We start from the raw sequence: 16,971 nt of genomic DNA, 5'->3' as shown, positions 1-16,971 counted from the left end.
CTGGGTCAGCCTGGTGGTGGGAGCGTAGCTTGCTAGCGAAAAAGGCAGCGCGGTATACCTGATGAACCGCGTTGTGCCCTTCGCCAGCAAGCTGTGCTCCTACAGGCTGGGTCAGCCTGGCGCTCCTTGGTGTCCTGGTGGGAGCGTAGCTTGCTAGCGAAAAAGGCAACGCGGTGTACCTGATGGGCCGCGTTGTGCCCTTCGCCAGCAAGCTGTGCTCCTACAGGCTGTGTCGGCCTGGTGGTAGGAGAGTAGCTTGCTAGCGAAAAAGGCAACGCGGTATACCTGATGGACCGCATTGCGCCCTTCGCCAGCAAGCTGTGCTCCTACAGGCTGCGTCGGCGCGGGGGTGGGAGCGTAGCTTGCTAGCGAAAAAGGCAGCGCGGTGTACCTGATGGGCCGCATTGCGTCCTTCGCCAGCAAGCTGTGCTCCCACAGGCTGTGTCAGCCCGGGACTCGGCGAAGCTGCTTGATGGGTTTAAGTGGTCTCGTAACCGATGATGGCCTTGGTTTCCAGGTACTCCTCGAACCCATGCACGCCAAACTCCCGGCCATTGCCCGAGCGCTTGTAGCCGCCGAACGGCGCGTGCGGGTTCCAGGCCGGATGATTGAGCAACACCTGGCCGGCGCGGATACGCGAGGCCACCGCGCGCACCTGGTTCAGGTCCGTGCCTTGCACGTGGGCGCTGAGGCCATAGACCGTGTTGTTGGCGATGGCCACGGCGTCGTCAAGGGTGTCATAAGGGAGGATGCACAGCACCGGGCCGAAGATTTCTTCCTGGGCAATGGCCATGCCCGGTTCGACGTCGGAGAAAATGGTCGGCCGGGCGTAATAACCAACTTCCAGGCTCGCCACACGTCCCGTACCGCCGCAGATCAGCCTGGCGCCCGCCTCGATGCCTGAAGCGATCATCGCCTGCACGCGGTTGAATTGGGCCTGGTTGGCGATAGGGCCAAGCACGGTGTCAGGCGAGGCCGGGTCACCCACCAGGATCGACTCGGCGGTGGCCGCCGCCAGGGCTTCGACCTCAGCCAGGCGCGCTCGTGGCACCAGCATGCGGGTCGGCGCGCTGCAGGACTGGCCCACGTTACGGAATGCCGTCATCACGCCCAGCGGTACCACCCTGGCGAAGTCGGCATCGGGCAAGAGCACGTTGGGGGATTTGCCACCCAGTTCCTGGGTCACGCGCTTCACTGTCGGTGCCGCGGCCTGGGCTACCAGGGCGCCGGCGCGGTTGGAGCCGGTGATGGAGATCATGTCGATGTCAGGATGGCTGGCCATGGCTTCGCCCACCTCGGCGCCGCTGCCGTTGACCAGGTTGAATACCCCGGCAGGCACACCGGCGTCGTGCACCAGTTGGGCGAACAGCAGCGCGCTCAACGGCGACAGTTCGCTGGGTTTGAGCACCACGGTGCAACCTGCGGCGATGGCCGCGGCGGCCTTGGCGGTGATCTGGTAGAGCGGCCAGTTCCATGGGGTGATCAGCGCGCACACGCCAATGGCTTCACGGACGATGGCGGTACCGTTCTCAACCTGCTGGAAGGGATACTCGGGCAACAGATCACGGACCACCCGAATGTGCTCCGCGGCCAGGGGCACCTGCAAGGTGCGGGCAAAGCCGATGGCAGCGCCCATCTCGAGGGACAAGGCCTGGGCGAACTGCTCGTTGCGCTCCAGCATCAGCTCATGCAAGCGCGTGAGTATCCGCACCCGGCTGGCCACCGGCGAAACGCTCCAGTGGGTAAACGCAGCGCGGGCAGCCACCACGGCCTGGTCGACATCCAGCGCGGTGCCTTTGGCGACGTCGGCCACTACCTGCTCGGTCGCGGGGTTGACCACGGGCAGGCTGCCCGCCTCGCGCACCGGCAGGCACCAGTCGCCATTGATATAGAACCGGCGCGTGAGGGCCGGGTCGATGCTGAAAACATGGGTGGTCTGGTCGGTCATTCACGTGGCCCCGAAAAAGGAAAATCCATGGCTGATACGCTACCAGACGCGGCCAGGCGCAGCGTGCCGTTCTCCGGGGTTGCGTGGGATGTTGTGCTGAATGGCGGCGGTTTTCCGCGCACTAGTGCCGGATCAGCTTGCGCAGGGGGACCACCTCTTTCATCACCGGTGACTTGATGACGATGTAGCTGAAGTATTTGGCGATGCCGATGTTCTTGTCGATGATGCTTTCGATCACCTCCTGATAGTGCTGGATGCTGCGCGTCATGAAGCGCACCAGGTAGTCGTAACCGCCGCTGATGAGGTGGCACTCGAGCACCTCGTCGACCTGGCGAATGTTGGCCTCGAACTTGGCGAAGTCCTCGCGCTTGTGGTCGCTGAGGGTCACCTCGGTGAAGATCGTCACCGACTCGGTGATCTTCGCCAGGTTGATGTGGGCCTTGTAGCTGGAGATATAGCCCGCCGCTTCCAGACGCTTGACCCGCTGCAGGCAGGGGCTGGCCGAGAGGCCAACGGCGTCGGCGAGGCTGACGTTGGTCATGCGGCCATCTTTTTGCAGCTCGACCAGGATATTGATGTCGATGCGGTCCAGTTTGACCATGCCTTCCATTCAGTTGCCCTCGAATGCCAATGTCCCTGAGGTTTTTCAATCAATTCAACGGCGTAACCATAGCTGATGTTGAGCCACCAGGTCGGCGAGGCTGTTGACGCACTCGTCCACCGGGCATTGGCCTGCTTGCCGCCGGCCCCGTCGCAACAGGCACACGGCGCCCTGCACCGCAGGCTCAGGCAGGCTGGCGCGCACCCACAGCGCCTGCTCGAACGGTACTTGCTGCTGGTCCAGCCAGGCCTGGCCTTGGGCGGGCGCCACCAGCTCCTCGGTGTGGATCCCCAGGCGCTCGCACAGCGCTTCGCGGTCCTGGGCATCGCGATCACACAGTATCACCAGCCGGTAGAACTTGCGCAGGTACAGCAATGCCCCGGGCGCGTCCTCGAACAGCGGCCAGGTCACGGGGGTGCGGGCGAAGCTCAGGCTCTCCTCCCAACTGGCCCGCACCTGCAACGCTTCGGCCAACTGGCGATGGGCGAAACACAACAGCCCGGTAAAGCCCAGCTCCTCGAACCGCGGGTACAGGCCATGCAGCACCTGTTCGAAGCGGTCCAGCACGGGGCCCTTTTCCGCCACCACGCCCGTGCCGACGAGCAGGCCCTGCAGCGCCGTCCAGACGCCACTGTCACGGTCGATCAGCACGCCGTCACAGTCGAGCAGCAACACACGATAATCAGTCAGGCGCATGCCAACTTCATCTCCATGATGGACAACGGCGGCCCAGGCGATGAAGCCCGGGCCTGTCGTGAGGTTCAGGCAATCAAGACCCGTGCCAAAGCGCGGTCGAGGATGGCCAGGGCTTCGTCGAGTTCGAGGTCGGTGGTGGTCAGGGGGGCGAGGAACCGCACGACATTGCGGTGCACCCCGCACTTGATCACCAGCAGTCCGCCTTCGCGGGCGGCGTCGATGACCTGCTGAGCCAGGGCCGCGTCGGGGCTGGCACCGGCATCGCCGCTGACCATTTCCATGGCCAGCATGAAGCCTTGGCCGCGCACGTCGCCGATGCGTGGGTAACGCTGCTGCAGCACCTGCAGCCCCGCGCGCAAGCGCACGCCCAACTGTTCGCCACGGGCCAGCAAATGCTCGTGCTCAAAGGCATCGATCACCGCCAGCGCCGCAGCGCAGGCCAGGGCATTGCCACCGTAGGTGCCGCCCAGGCCGCCGGGCGTGGGCGCGTCCATGATCTCACTGCGCCCGACCACGGCGGACAGCGGCAGGCCGCCGGCCAGGCTCTTGGCGACGGTGACCAGGTCCGGCTGGATGCCAGCGTGCTGGAAGCCGAACCAGCGGCCGGTGCGGCCAAATCCGGCCTGGATTTCATCGAGGATCAGCACAATGCCGTGTTGCTCGGTCAACGCGCGCAGTGCCTGCAGGAACTCCGGCGGCGCGGTGAGGAAGCCGCCATCGCCCTGCACCGGCTCGACGATGATGGCCGCCACTCGGTCCGCGGCGATCTGGGTGGCGAACACGTCTTGCAAGGCCGCCAGTGCATCAGCGCTGCTGATGCCACGGTAAGGGTTGGGGTACGGAGTGTGGAAGATCTCCGGCGCGAACGGGCCGAAGTTCTGTTTGTACGGCTGACTCATGCCGGTCAGGCTGCAACCCAGCAGCGTACGCCCGTGGAAGCCACCGCGAAAGGCGATGACACCGGGACGGTTGGTGTGGCCACGGGCGATCTTGATGGCGTTTTCCACCGCCTCGGCGCCCGAAGTGAACAACGCCGCCTTGTGCGGTACCTCACCGCCGACCAGTGTGCTCAAACGCTGGGCCAGCTCAATGTAGGGGGGGTAGGCGACCACCTGAAAACAGGCATGGGAGACTTTCGTCAACTGTGCCTGCACCGCTTCGACCACTTTGGGGTGGTTGTGCCCGATATTGAGCACGCCGATGCCACCGACAAAGTCCAGGTAGCGCTTGCCGTCCACGTCCCACAGCTGTGAGCCCTGGGCGCGGTCGATCACCAGCGGGTGGGCGGTGAGCACGCCGCGGGGCACTGATTGTTCACGCTGTTGCAGCAGTCGAGGGGTGTCATTGAGTTTGCTGTTCATGAAAGCTTCCTGTGGCCATGCCCGAGGTGGGTTTCGATGTATTCCAGAGTACGGGTTGCGCGGAGGCGACGTGGCCGAAGTTGCCGGCCAGCAAGGGCACATCGACTGTTTTGCGGGGCGCAAACGGCAGAATCGCTTGGCGTGGATGGGGCACAATGGAATGAAGGCTTTATTGAACAAACGCTTCAACAGCCTGACTCCCCCGACAAGGACTCCCCCATGGCATTGCTCTACAAAGCCGACCCCCAGCGAGGCGAGCGCTGGCGACAGCTATTCGCCGCCCACGCCCCCGATATCGAGTTCCGCCAGTGGCCCGACATCGGCAACCCTGCCGACATCGAATACCTGGCCGCGTGGCAGGCACCCGATGACCTGGCCACCCTGCTGCCCAACCTCAAGGCCTTGCTGGCGATATCCGCCGGGGTCGACCAGTTGAACCTGCCCGCACTGCCCCCGCACTTGCCGGTGGCGCGCATGCTCGACCCAGGCATCACCCAGGGCATGTGCGAATACGCTACCTGGGCGGTGCTGAGCCTGCACCGCGACATGCTACGCTACCGTGCCCAGCAGCAGGCCGGGGCATGGGAAGCGCGGGCGCTGGTGCCCGCCAGCCAGCGTCGCGTCGGGGTGATGGGGATGGGGCAGCAGGGCAAGGCCATCATCAAGTGCCTGCAGGGGCTGGGTTTTGCGCTATCGGGCTGGGCGCGCAGCGCGCATCAGCTGACAGGGGTCGAGTGTTTCGCAGGTTCTGCGCAGTTGTCTGCCTTTCTCGGCCAGTGCGACATCCTGATCTGCCTGCTGCCGTTGACCGAGCAGACCCGCGGCATCCTCGACCGTTCCTTGTTCGAGCAACTGCCCAGGGGCGCCGCCCTGATCAACATGGGCCGTGGGGCACACCTGAACGAAGCCGACCTGCTGACGGCCTTGGCCAGCGGCCAGTTGAGCGGCGCGGTGCTGGACGTGCTGGGGGTTGAGCCGGCCCCGGCCGACCACCCTTTCTGGCAGCACCCCGGCATTGTGCTGACACCGCACATCGCTGCCATGACCCAGCCGGACAGCGCCTTTGCCGTGCTGCTGGACAACATCCGCCGCCACCAGCGCGGCGAACCTCTGAACGGCCAGATCGACCGCGCCGACGGCTACTGACCCCCGCCCGGTCCCTCAGGGAGGGACCGAGCCTGCCGCGGTTACAGCCCGCCGATGTGAAACGCCTTGATTTCCAGGTATTCATCCAGCCCGTAGCGCGAACCTTCACGGCCCAGCCCGGATTGCTTCACGCCACCAAACGGCGCGACTTCCATGGAGATGGCGCCGGTATTGAGGCCCACCATGCCAAACTCCAATGCCTCCCCTACCCGCCATGAACGTTGCAGGTTCTGGGTGAAGTAATAGGCCGCCAGCCCGTAGGGGGTGTCGTTGGCGATGGCGATCGCCTGGGCTTCGGTGTCGAAGCGAATCAAGGGCACCAGCGGGCCGAAGGTTTCCTCGCGGGTGCACAGCATGTCAGCCGTGACATCCGCCAGCACCACGGGCTCGACGAAGGGGCTGGCCGCCTCTGGCACACCGCCGCACAACAGCCGCGCGCCCTGCCCCAGGGCGTCATCCACATGGCGCGCGACTTTTTCCACGGCAGCCTGGTTGATCAACGGCCCCAGGGTGACGCCCGCCTCCAGGCCGTTGCCGACCTTCAGCGTTGCCACTTCCTGCAGCAACCGCGCGGCAAAGCGCTCGTAAATCCCCGTTTGCACCAGGATGCGGTTGGCGCACACGCACGTCTGCCCGGCGTTGCGGAACTTGCTCTGCATCAGCCCCGCCACTGCCTGCTCGATGTCGGCATCATCAAACACAATGAACGGCGCGTTGCCGCCCAGCTCCAGGCTCAGGCGCTTGATGTGTTCGGCGCTCTGGCGCATCAGCAGCCGGCCAACGGCGGTGGAGCCGGTAAAGGATATCTTGCGCACGGCAGGGTTGCCGGTCAGCTCGCCGCCGATGCCCTGGGGCATGCCGGTCACCACATTGAACACCCCGGCCGCAATGCCCACCCGCTCGGCCAGCACCGCCAGGGCCAGGGCCGACAACGGTGTCAAGTCCGAAGGCTTGACCACGATGGTGCACCCCGCCGCCAACGCAGGCGCGCACTTGCGAGTGATCATGGCGGTGGGAAAATTCCAGGGGGTGATGGCGGCGCAGACACCCACCGGCTGCTTGAGCGTCAACAGACGACGGTCGCCACTGGGCGAAGGAATGGTCTCGCCGTACTGGCGTCGGGCTTCCTCGGCGAACCATTTGACGAAGCTGGCGGCGTAGCGGATCTCGCCTTGGGCCTCGGCCAGGGGCTTGCCCTGCTCCAGGGTCATGATCAGTGCCAGGTCGTCCAGGTTGTCCAGAATCGCCTGGTACCAGGCCTCCAGCAGCAAGGCGCGCTGCGCCGCCGGGCGTTCACGCCACGCCGGCAACGCCGCTTCGGCGGCCTTGATGGCGCGGCGGGTTTCGGTACCCTGCAGGGCCGGCACGTGGGCGATGCACTGGCCGGTGGCCGGGTCGAGCACCTCCAGGGTGGCGCCGTCATCGGCCGCCAGCCATTGCCCGTTGATATAGGCCCGTTCGGCCAGCAGGGTGGGGTCTTTCAAGCGGTTGCGCAACATGGGGCTGATCCTGTGAGTCGTGGTAGGACCAGTCTAAAAACATGCGCCGCCGGGGTGATGCCGAATACGCCCCGGCAACAGTGCCGAATGCTGAAATCGGCGGCCAGGCAGCATGAGCTGCCTGCTCAGCCGCGCACGCCCTGCAACAGGGTGTGCAGCAGGTGTTCGCAGGCCTGCAGTTGTGCCAGTTCCACGTACTCGTCGGGCTTGTGCGCCTGCTCGATGGAGCCCGGCCCGCAGACCACCACCGGCACGTTCAGGCGTTGGGCGAACAGCCCGCCCTCGGTACCAAAGGCGACTTTGACCTGGGCCGTTTCAGGCGGGGCGAATGCCTTCAGCCAGCGCACCGCCGCTACCGTCGGCGAGGTTTCCAGGCCCGGGTACGCGTTGAGGGTTTCGATGTGGATGTCGGCCACGCCACTGACCTTCTTCGCCTCGCGGGCAATGGCCTCGGCCTGCTCGGCCAGGTCCGCCAGCATCACCTCGGGATCATCGGCCGGCAGGTGGCGAATCTCGAATTCCAGGGTGCACAGGTTGGGCACGATGTTCAGCGCCTTGCCGCCATCGATACGCCCGACGTGCACGGTGCTGTAGGCAATGTCGTAAGCATCATCATGGGCGCCGTGTGCTTGCAGGCGTTGTTGGGTGGCGCGCAGCCGGGTGATGAAGTCGCTGGCCAGGTGAATGGCGTTAGCCGCCAGTGGTGCCAGGGACGAATGCGCTTCCTGGCCGTGGCACTGCACGCGGTACGAGGCCTTGCCCTTGTGGCCAAGGGCGAAGTGCATCTGGGTGGGCTCGCCGACGATGCACAGGAACGGCCGCTGGGGCGCCAGGTGCAACACATCCAGCAGACGGCGCACGCCCACGCAGCCGATTTCCTCGTCATAGGACAGGGCCAATTGCAGCGGCCGGCTGAGCGGCTGGTCGGCGGCCGTCAGCAGCGTATCGATGGCCACGGCGATGAAACCCTTCATGTCGCAGGCGCCACGGCCGTACAGCTTGCCGTCAATGACGGTGGCCTGGAACGGCGGCCTGGTCCAGGCCTGGCCGGCCACGGGCACCACATCGGTGTGACCGGACAGCAGCACGCCGGGCACGTCCCTGGGGCCGACACTGGCGAACAGGTTGGCCTTGGTACCGGCATCGTCATGCACCAGGCGGGTTTCGATACCCTTGGCCTCGAGTCGTTGCTGCACGTAATGAATCAACGCCAGGTTGGACTGGGACGACGTGGTGTCAAAGCTGATCAGTTGTTTGAGAATGTCGAGTGTGCGTGGGTTCATGAGTGGCCACTCAGGATGAGGTCATTATGCTCTCTGTGGGACCGGGCAAAGCTCGGGAATGAAGCGCTGCGCACCGGTTGAGCGCACGCGGTGTACCTTTCCCAAGCTTCGCCCGGTCCCACAGGGTCGGCTGTTGAATGTCAATGCATCAGTGTGTTCTGGCTGGTTTCATGAGCGCGTTCATGGAGGTGGCAGGTGCAAACCGGTTGATGTGGAAATCATGAATACGCGTGCTGGTGCTGCCGGTGGCGATCAGTTCGGCCATGACCGCGCCTACGCCGGGGCCCAGTTGGAAGCCGGCGCCGCAGAAACCAAAGGCGTAGTACAGGCCGTCGACCTGGCCGCTGGGGCCCATGATCGGCAACGAGTCCGGCGTGTAGCTCTCGATACCGCTCCACACCCGAATGATGTTCAACGGCGCGATGCCCGGCACCAGCCGGCGCATCTGGCTGATCTGGTTGAGGATGCTGCGCGGCTCCACGTGGGCGCGGCGGTTGAGCATGTCCGGCTTGCTGCGGTAACCGCCGCCAATGACGATGTTGCCACGGGCGATCTGGCGGAAGTAGATCACTTCTTCCGGGACCTTGGTGTACACGCCAATCACAGTTTTCAAGGCGTAAGGCACCGGTTCCGTCACCGCCATCTGCGGGCCGTTGGTGTCCAGCGGCACCGGTTCGCCGAACTGCGCCGACAGCCTGTCGCCCCAGGCGCCCGCGGTCACCAGCAGGTTGGGCGCACTGAAGCGGCGCCCGTCGGTGGTCTCGATGTGGAAGTCACCGCCTACCTTTTGCACCTCGCGCACCTCGGTGCGCTCATGCACCGTGGCGCCCGCGCGGACAGCGGCGCGGGCAAACGCCGGGGCCGCCAGGCGCGGGTTGGCGTGACCGTCGTGGGGCGCGTAGGAACCGCCCTGAACTTCCGGCCCCAGAAACGGGAAGCGCTCGTGCAAGGCTTTGCCACTGAAAATCTGCAAGTCCAGTTCGCGGGCTTCCGGCGCCTGGGCGTAGGCTTCCAGATCGGCGATGTGCGCCGCGTCATAACACACCCGCATGTGCCCGCTGGGCAGAAACTCCAGGTCTTCGCCGATCAATTCCGGCAGGCGCTTCCACAGGTGATACGAGCGGTTGGACAGCTCCAGCTGGCACAGGTAACGGCCCTGGCGGCGGACATTGCCGAAGTTGACGCCGCTGGCGTACTGACCGATCTGGTCACGTTCCAGCACAATCACCGAGCGCCCATGCTGGCGCAGGAAAAACGCGGCGGCTGCGCCCATGAAGCCTCCTCCCACGATGACTACATCGGCCTGTTGCACGTTCATGCCTGCACCTCCTGCAGCTTCAGGGTCAGTGGCTTGACGGGGGCCTGGCCACGTTGGCGCCCCACTTCCTTGACCGGCACCCCGGCCGCGGCGGCGATGATCTCGGCCCCGGCCTGGGAGCAGTAACGGCCCTGGCACCGGCCCATGCCCACCCGGCTGAACGCCTTGGCGCGGTTGACCTCGCAGGCGCCCTTTTCGCGCACCACGCCACGCAGTTCGCCGGCGCTGATCATCTCGCAGCGGCAGACGATGGCTTCGTCCGGCAAGTGCTGAACCTGCGCCGCCGGCCATGGAAACGCCTCGGTGAGGCCCAGGCGGAAGCGCTCCATCTGCGCCAGGACCCGCCGTTGGGCCTCGGCCGCGCCCGACGCCACCGGCAAACCCAGGTCGCTCAACAACGCCAGGGCCGCCAGGCGCCCCGCCGCCTCTGCCGCGTCCGCGCCACGAATACGCGCACCATCGCCAGCGGCGTAGACGCTGGCCAATGAGGTGCGGCCGTCTTGATCGGTCTGCACCAGCCACTGGCCAGATGCCTCGTCGAACGCGAAGGCGCAACCGGCCAGGTCCGCCAGTTGAGTTTCCGGGCGCAGGTGGTAGCCCAGGGCGACGGCGTCGCAACCCACCCGCAAGGTCGCGCCTTTGCCCGTGCGCACGGTCACGCCCTGCACACCCGTGCGTTCGTCGCCATCAATGTGCAACGGCGTGACGCCCAGGTGCACGGCCACACCCGCCTGGTACAACCCGGCCAGCAAACCGACGCCGGTGGCCAGCACGCCCGGGCGGGCCAGCAATTTTGGCGCGGCGCGCAGCCGCGAATACAGCGGCGAGGTGTCCAGAACGGCAGCCACCTTGGCACCGGCCTTCACGTACTGGCTGGCCACCAGGTACAGCAGCGGCCCCGTGCCCATGAACACCACGCTGGCACCGATGGACACCGCCTGGGCCTTCAGCGCGATCTGTGCGCCGCCCAGGCTGTAGGTGCCCGCCAACTGCCAGCCCTGCACCGGCAGCAGCCGGTCGGTGGCGCCGGTGCACAGCACCAGCGCGTCGTATTCGAGCGCCGTATGGCGGCCCTGGCTGACACAGCACAGTTGCTGGTCTGCCAGGTTCCACACCAGGGTATCGGGGCGGTAATCCAGCTGCCCGCGCACCTGGTCGAAACGTTCGTGCAGGGCCTGGGCCTTGCCGGCCTCGCTGCCGTACAGTTGGCGGTAGTCCCGGGTGAAGCCCTCGGGCTGGCGGCGGTAGATCTGCCCGCCCGCGCGACGCCCCTCGTCCACCAGCGTTGGGCGAATACCGGCCGCCAACAGGGTTTCGGCGCAGCGGATGCCCGCGGGCCCGGCGCCAACAATGGTTACCCGCGCAGTGGCCATGCCGCCTCCGGTTGTGAGGTAAGAATATCCAAGCCCTCGCGCACGTCTTCGCCGCACGCGCGCAGGCGCTCGCCGTCGCGGGTCCATACCCAGCAGTCCTGGCAGGCGCCCATCAGGCAGAAACCGGCGCGCCGGCCGTTGTCGAATTCAGAGCCGCGCAGGCTGTCGCCGCTGGTCAGCAGCGCCACCATCAGCGTGTCGCCTTCCAGCGCCTGAACCGGCTGGCCATCGACCAGCAAGTGAACGGCCGGGCGTTGCTGCTCGGCCAAGCGGACAAAACGGGCACTCATGCGTAGGCTCCCTGAGCGGGCAAGACAAGGGTCGGTTGGCCAGCGGCCAGTTGCGGGCTGTCCAGGTGGCAGAGAATCTCGCTGCCACCGGCGATCACCCGGCGGTTGGGCGCGGTGTGGTTGCACAACCCTTCCACCCGCAGCGGGCAACGGTTGAGGAACGTGCACAATTCACGCTGGTTGGCGGTGGGCGCGCTGATGGGCGGCAGCTTGCACGCCACCGCCGTGCTTTCCAGCCAGCCCTGGCGCAGGGCCGGCACCGAGTTGATCAACAGGTTGGTGTAAGGATGGAACGGTGCCTGCCCCAGCGCCTGGCGGCTGCCGCTTTCAACGATGTGGCCGCTGTACATCACCGCCACGTCGTCACACAGGGCGCGCACGGTGGAAATGTCGTGGCTGATGAAGAGGTACGACACCCCCAGCTCGCGGCGCAGTTCGGCCAGCAGCTCCAGAATGGCCGCCCCCACCACCGTGTCCAGGGCCGAGGTCACCTCGTCGCACAGAATCAGGTCCGGCTTGGCGGCCAAGGCCCTGGCCAGGTTGACCCGCTGTTTCTGCCCGCCCGACAGGGCGCCAGGGCGCCGTTCAGCCAGGCTGCGCGGCAGCTTCACCAGGTCCAGCAGTTCATCGATGCGCTGGCGCTGGGCGGCGCCTTTCAGGCCGTGGCACGCCCGCAAGGGGCGGCCAAGAATACTGGCGATGCTGTGCATGGGGTTGAGCGCGGTGTCGGCGTTCTGGAACACCATCTGTATGCGCCGGAACTGGTCTGGCGAACGCCCTTGCAGGTCACTGGACAAGGGCTGGCCGTCGAACATGACCTCGCCACGCGCCGGTTGCAACAAGCCGGCCACCACTCGCGCCAGGGTAGACTTGCCCGAGCCTGACTCGCCGATGATGCCGATAGCCTGCCCGCGGTGCAGGGTCAGGTCGATGTCTTCCAGCACGCGGATGCGCGGCAGCCCGTGCAGGTCGCGAGGGCCATAGCCGGCGGTCAGCCCGCGCAGGGTCAGCAACGGCGTGTTGCCCCGGGCCACGTCGTCGACGCGAATCTTCGCCGCCGGGCGCGCGGCCTCCAGCAAACGGCGGGTGTATTCATGGTTCGGCGACTTGAGCAGCGCGGCGGTGCCGTTGTCTTCAAGAATCTGCCCGCCCTTGAGCACGATGATCTGGTCGGCCATCTGTGCTACCACCGCCAGGTCATGGCTGACGTACACCGCCGTGGCGCCACGCTCGCGCACCACGCGCTTGAAGGCCCGCAACACCTCGATCTGGGTGGTGACGTCCAGCGCCGTGGTCGGCTCGTCGAGCACCACCAGCAGGGGGTCGCTGATCAGCGCCATGGCGGCCATGACGCGCTGCAACTGCCCGCCCGAGACCTGGTGCGGGTAACGCTCGCCGATGTGTTCGGGGTCTGGCAGGGCCAGGTCGCGGAACAACTCGATGGCCTTTGCCCGCAATTGCTCGCGGCTGCCGCCCACACCGTGGATCAGCGCACCTTCGAGCACCTGATCGATCAGGCGGTGCGCCGGGTTGAAAGCCGCCGCGGCGCTCTGCGCCACGTAGCTCACCCGGTTGCCACGCAGGGCTTGCAGTTCGCCCTCGCTCAGGGTCAATACGTCTTGATCACCCACCCGCACTTCACCGCCGGCGATGCGGCAGCCTCGGCGCGCATAGCCCAGCAGCGACAGGGCAATGGTGGTCTTGCCAGAACCCGACTCGCCGATCAGCGCCAGTACTTCGCCGCGCTCCAGGCTGAAACTCACACCCTTGACGATCTCGGTTTCGCCGCTGTCGCCGCAGGCGTTGACCCGCAGGTCCTTGACTTGGATGAGATGGCTCATTCAGTGCCCTCCCTTGCTACGCTGGCGATGGCTGGAAATGCTGTCGATCAGCAGGTTGATGCCCACGGTCATGGAGCCGATGGCCAACGCCGGGATCACCAGCGCCGGCGCCCCCTGGCTGAGGCCGCCGATGTTTTCCCGCACCAGCGAACCCAGGTCGGCGTCCGGAGGCTGCACGCCCAGGCCCAGAAAACTCATGCCACTGAGCAGCAGCACGATGAAACCGAACCGCAGGCCCAGGTCGGTGAGCACCGGGTTGAGCATGTTCGGCAGTATTTCCACGCAAGCGATGTACCAGCGCGGCTCGCCGCGGGTACGGGCCACTTGCACGTACTCCAGCGCTTCGATGTTGGTGGCCAGGCTGCGGGCAATGCGGTAGCAACCCGGTGCATAGCTGAGCACCGCCGTGGCAATCAGCAAGGGCACCGAGGCGCCGAACGCCGACACCACCACCAGCGCCAGCATCTTGCTGGGGATGGAAATCAACGCATCCATCAGGCGGCTGACGCAGCCGTCCAACCAGCGTGACGATACCACCGAGAGCAATGCCAACGAGGTGCCAACGGTGCTGGCGAGTACCGCCGCCACCAGGGCCAGGCCGACGGTGAAACGCGCGCCGATCAACACCCGGCTGAGCATGTCGCGGCCCAGGTAGTCAGTACCCAGGGGGAACGCACGGCCGATGTCATCGAACACGTTGCTGGAGATCACGTCACCCACGCCGTGGGGCGCCAGCCAGCCGCCGAACAGCGCCACCAGCAGCCAGAAGGCGCAGAGCCCCGCGCCGACCAGGCCCAACAGCGGCGTGCGCACCCAAGGGAACGGTTTGAAACGGGCAGACTTGCCAATGACGTTGTTCATTGCTGTCTCAGCCTCGGGTTGGAAAGGATTGCCGCCACGTCAGCCACCAGCACCAGCGCCAGGTAAGCGGCGCAGAACAGCATGGTGCAGGCCTGGACCAGGGCCATGTCGCGGTTGGTCACGGCATCCACCATCAGGCTGGCGATGCCGGGATAGTTGAAAATGGTCTCGACGATGACCACGCCGCCCAGCAAGTAGGACAGGCTCAGGGCCACGGCGTTGACGATGGGGCCGATGGCGTTGGGCAAGGCATGGCGCAGCACGATGCGCACCGGGCTTGCGCCTTTGAGGCGGGCCATTTCCACATAGGGGCTGTCGAGCTGGTCGATGACCGCGGCGCGGGTCATGCGCGCCATCTGCGCCACGATCACGCAGCACAGGGTCACCACCGGCAAGGCATAGGCGCGCAGAAACGCCAGCGGCGTGTGCACCTCGGTGGCGAACGACAGCGCCGAAAGCCAGCGCAGCTTCACCGCGAAGATCAGTACCGCCAGGGTCGCCACCAGGAATTCCGGTACCGCTACCAGGGTCAGGGTACAGAAGCTCAGCACGCTGTCCAGGCGGCCGCCGCGGCGCATGGCCGAGACGATGCCCAGGGTCAGCGCCACGGGCACCGACACCAGCGCGGTCACGGCCGCCAGCATCAGCGTGCTGGGCAGGCGCCCGGCCATCAGTTCGCTGACCGGCATGGCGTTGGACACCGAGTCGCCCAGGTGGCCGGTGACCAGGCCGCCCAGCCAGTGCAGGTAACGGACGATGCCTGGCTGGTCCAGGCCCAACTGGGTGCGCAGCGCTGCCACCTGCTCGGGGGTCGCGAACTGGCCCAGGGCCTGTTGCGCGGCGTCGCCGGGCAGTATCGCGGTGATGGCGAACACCACCATCGACACGATCAGCAGCGTCAGGGCCACCAGGCCCAGGCGCCGCGCGATCAGCCAGTACAGAGTGTTGTGCATGGTACGTCTCCTGCACCTGTGTGTTTACCCGGTTCAACGCGTTCCTGTAGCCGCGGCCTTCGGCAGCGGCTACGAAGGCTGAGGTCAGGCGTCCAGCCACACCTGCTCGGCGAACATGTAGCCCATGAAACCGCCCAGCGGGTTGCTACCGTAGCCCTTGATGCGCGCGTCCACCCCATCGATGTTGCTGATGAACACCGGAATGCCGATGCCGCAGTGGTCGTGCACCAGGGTCTGCATGTCCTTGTACATCTGGCTGCGCTTGGCGTCGTCGGTCTCGCCGCGGGCGGTCATCAGCAACTGGTCGAACTGCTCGTTCTTCCAGCCCGACTCGTTCCAGGGCGCCGTGGACTGGAAGAACTGCGAGAAGATGATGTCAGCATTGGGCCGTGGGTTGATGTTGCCGAAACTGATGGGGTGCTTCATCCAATGGTTGGACCAGTAGCCATCTGGCGGCAAGCGGTTCACGGTCAGGTCCAGGCCGGCCTGCTTGGCCGACTGCTGCAACAGCACCGCCATGTCCACCGAACCGGTGGCGGCCGGCGAGGCCACCAATGGCATCTTGACGCTGGCCATGCCGGCTTTCTTCAACAGGAAGCGCGCTTTGTCCGGGTCGTACGGCGTCTGCGGCAGGTCGGCATTGTAGTAGCGCGAACCGGGCGCGATCGGGTGGTCGTTGCCCACTACCGCATAACCGCGGAACACCGCCGACTTCACCTGCTCACGGTCCAGCAGGTACTTCATGGCCTGGCTGAAATCGGCATTCTGGGTGGGCATCTGGTCCTGCCGCAGGATCATGTCGGTGTAGTTGCCCGACGGCGCATCCACCACCGCGTGCCCGGCACTGGCGGCGATGCGGGCGGTGGAGCGCGGGTTGACCTCGTTGATCATGTGCACGTCGCCGGACAGCAGCGCATTGACCCGCGACGGCTCATCGGAGATGGCGATGAACTCGATCTCGTCCAGGTACGGCAGGCCCGGTTTCCAGTAGTTGGGGTTGCGCGCCGCCACCGAGCGCACGCCTGGGCGGAACTCCTTGACGGTGAACGGCCCGGTGCCGATGCCCAGGTTGAAGTCAGTAGTACCGGCTGGCACGATCAACAGGTGCGACACGGCCAGAATCGATGGCAGCTCGGCGTTGGGCGCGCTCAGCTTGATCTGTACTTCCAGCGGGCCGGTCGCCTTGATCTCGGCGAACTGCTCCATCAGCGGCATGACCTTGGAGCCGGTGGCCGGATCCTTGTGCCGGGTCAGGGAAAACACCACGTCCTCGGCGGTCAGCGACTTGCCGTTATGGAAGGTGATGCCGTTGCGCAGGGTGATGACCCACAGGCTGGCATCGGTGTGGTCGATTTTCTCGGCCAGTTCAAGCTGTGGTACCAGGTGCGAGTCGAAACGGGTCAGGCCGTTGTAGAACATGTACTGGCGGGCGTAGTCGGTGGACAGTGCGCCCTTGGCCGGGTCCAGGGTGTCGGCGGTAGACGACGACATACCGGCCACGCGAATTTTTCCGCCCTTCTTGCCCACGGTCGCGGGGCCGGCATCGGCTTCGGCAGCGAACACCGAACCGGCGCCTCCCAGCAAGCCGCCGACGCTGCTGGCCATGATCCCCGCCACCCCCAGCATGCGCAGGGCGTCACGGCGTGACATGCCACGGTTCAAACCATCGAAAATACGCACACTGTCGGCGCCGGTGATGAGCTGGGCTTCGACCTTCTTGTCTGTCATGGCGGTTCTACCTGTCGAGAATCGGGTTACACGAAGGGCTCGCGGTTGGCCGCGAACGTGCTTGAACGAAAGC

14 protein-coding genes are annotated in these 16,971 nt (G+C 65.9%); 1 reads left to right on the top strand and 13 read right to left on the bottom strand.

The genetic code is table 11. The annotated features are described in order from the left end of the window. Positions 1-478: 478 nt before the first annotated feature. The 4 genes from QBK88_RS20510 to gabT form a co-directional block, all read right to left on the bottom strand. Positions 479-1,948: an aldehyde dehydrogenase family protein gene (locus QBK88_RS20510; RefSeq protein ID WP_277963479.1), complete on the bottom strand. Its 1,470-nt coding sequence runs from the start codon at positions 1,946-1,948 to the stop codon at positions 479-481. Positions 1,949-2,069: 121 nt separating this feature from the next. After that, entirely contained in the window at positions 2,070-2,558 is a 489-nt protein-coding gene (locus QBK88_RS20505; protein WP_158153280.1) for an Lrp/AsnC family transcriptional regulator, read from the bottom strand. A gap of 45 nt (positions 2,559-2,603) precedes the next feature. Continuing rightward, a complete protein-coding gene (locus QBK88_RS20500; RefSeq protein ID WP_277963478.1) occupies positions 2,604-3,245 on the bottom strand; it encodes a 2-haloalkanoic acid dehalogenase in 642 nt (213 codons plus the stop codon). Between the two features lie 65 nt (positions 3,246-3,310). Then, complete coding sequence (gene gabT, locus QBK88_RS20495; RefSeq protein WP_277963477.1) at positions 3,311-4,606, bottom strand: 4-aminobutyrate--2-oxoglutarate transaminase; 1,296 nt, start codon at positions 4,604-4,606, stop codon at positions 3,311-3,313. A gap of 219 nt (positions 4,607-4,825) precedes the next feature. Between gabT and QBK88_RS20490 the strand changes: the two genes are divergently transcribed. Continuing rightward, positions 4,826-5,752 (top strand): 2-hydroxyacid dehydrogenase, encoded by a 927-nt coding sequence (locus tag QBK88_RS20490; RefSeq protein ID WP_277963476.1) that lies wholly within the window; start codon positions 4,826-4,828, stop codon positions 5,750-5,752. A 41-nt stretch (positions 5,753-5,793) separates the two neighbouring features. Here QBK88_RS20490 and QBK88_RS20485 read toward each other — a convergent pair whose 3' ends face one another. The 9 genes from QBK88_RS20485 to QBK88_RS20445 all read right to left on the bottom strand — a co-directional run bounded on the left by QBK88_RS20485 (position 5,794) and on the right by QBK88_RS20445 (position 16,898). Beyond that, on the bottom strand, positions 5,794-7,251 hold the full coding sequence (locus QBK88_RS20485; RefSeq protein WP_277963475.1) for an NAD-dependent succinate-semialdehyde dehydrogenase: 1,458 nt from the start codon (positions 7,249-7,251) through the stop codon (positions 5,794-5,796). A 125-nt stretch (positions 7,252-7,376) separates the two neighbouring features. Continuing rightward, complete coding sequence (gene argE, locus QBK88_RS20480) at positions 7,377-8,534, bottom strand: acetylornithine deacetylase (protein ID WP_277963474.1); 1,158 nt, start codon at positions 8,532-8,534, stop codon at positions 7,377-7,379. A 148-nt stretch (positions 8,535-8,682) separates the two neighbouring features. Beyond that, positions 8,683-9,852, bottom strand: coding sequence for an FAD-dependent oxidoreductase (locus QBK88_RS20475; RefSeq protein WP_277963473.1), 1,170 nt, complete (start codon positions 9,850-9,852; stop codon positions 8,683-8,685). Further along, a complete protein-coding gene (locus QBK88_RS20470) occupies positions 9,849-11,225 on the bottom strand; it encodes an NAD(P)/FAD-dependent oxidoreductase (RefSeq protein ID WP_277963472.1) in 1,377 nt (458 codons plus the stop codon). The genes QBK88_RS20475 and QBK88_RS20470 overlap by 4 nt, the downstream gene beginning before the upstream one ends. Continuing rightward, complete coding sequence (locus tag QBK88_RS20465; protein ID WP_158153288.1) at positions 11,207-11,515, bottom strand: (2Fe-2S)-binding protein; 309 nt, start codon at positions 11,513-11,515, stop codon at positions 11,207-11,209. The genes QBK88_RS20470 and QBK88_RS20465 overlap by 19 nt, the downstream gene beginning before the upstream one ends. Next, a complete protein-coding gene (locus tag QBK88_RS20460) occupies positions 11,512-13,356 on the bottom strand; it encodes an ABC transporter ATP-binding protein (RefSeq protein WP_277963471.1) in 1,845 nt (614 codons plus the stop codon). The genes QBK88_RS20465 and QBK88_RS20460 overlap by 4 nt, the downstream gene beginning before the upstream one ends. Further along, positions 13,357-14,217, bottom strand: a complete 861-nt coding sequence (locus QBK88_RS20455; RefSeq protein WP_277963470.1) for an ABC transporter permease — start codon at positions 14,215-14,217, stop codon at positions 13,357-13,359. Next, complete coding sequence (locus tag QBK88_RS20450) at positions 14,214-15,170, bottom strand: ABC transporter permease (RefSeq protein ID WP_158153291.1); 957 nt, start codon at positions 15,168-15,170, stop codon at positions 14,214-14,216. Before QBK88_RS20450 ends, QBK88_RS20455 begins: the two co-directional genes overlap by 4 nt. Positions 15,171-15,254: 84 nt before the next feature. Beyond that, positions 15,255-16,898: an ABC transporter substrate-binding protein gene (locus QBK88_RS20445; RefSeq protein ID WP_277963469.1), complete on the bottom strand. Its 1,644-nt coding sequence runs from the start codon at positions 16,896-16,898 to the stop codon at positions 15,255-15,257. Positions 16,899-16,971: the final 73 nt, after the last annotated feature.

The sequence above is a fragment of the Pseudomonas sp. RIT-To-2 genome (genome assembly GCF_029623465.1).
Lineage (GTDB): Bacteria > Pseudomonadota > Gammaproteobacteria > Pseudomonadales > Pseudomonadaceae > Aquipseudomonas > Aquipseudomonas silvicola.
The sequence above is the reverse complement of the archived record's forward strand: the minus strand, read 5'-3'. Positions and strand labels throughout refer to the sequence as shown.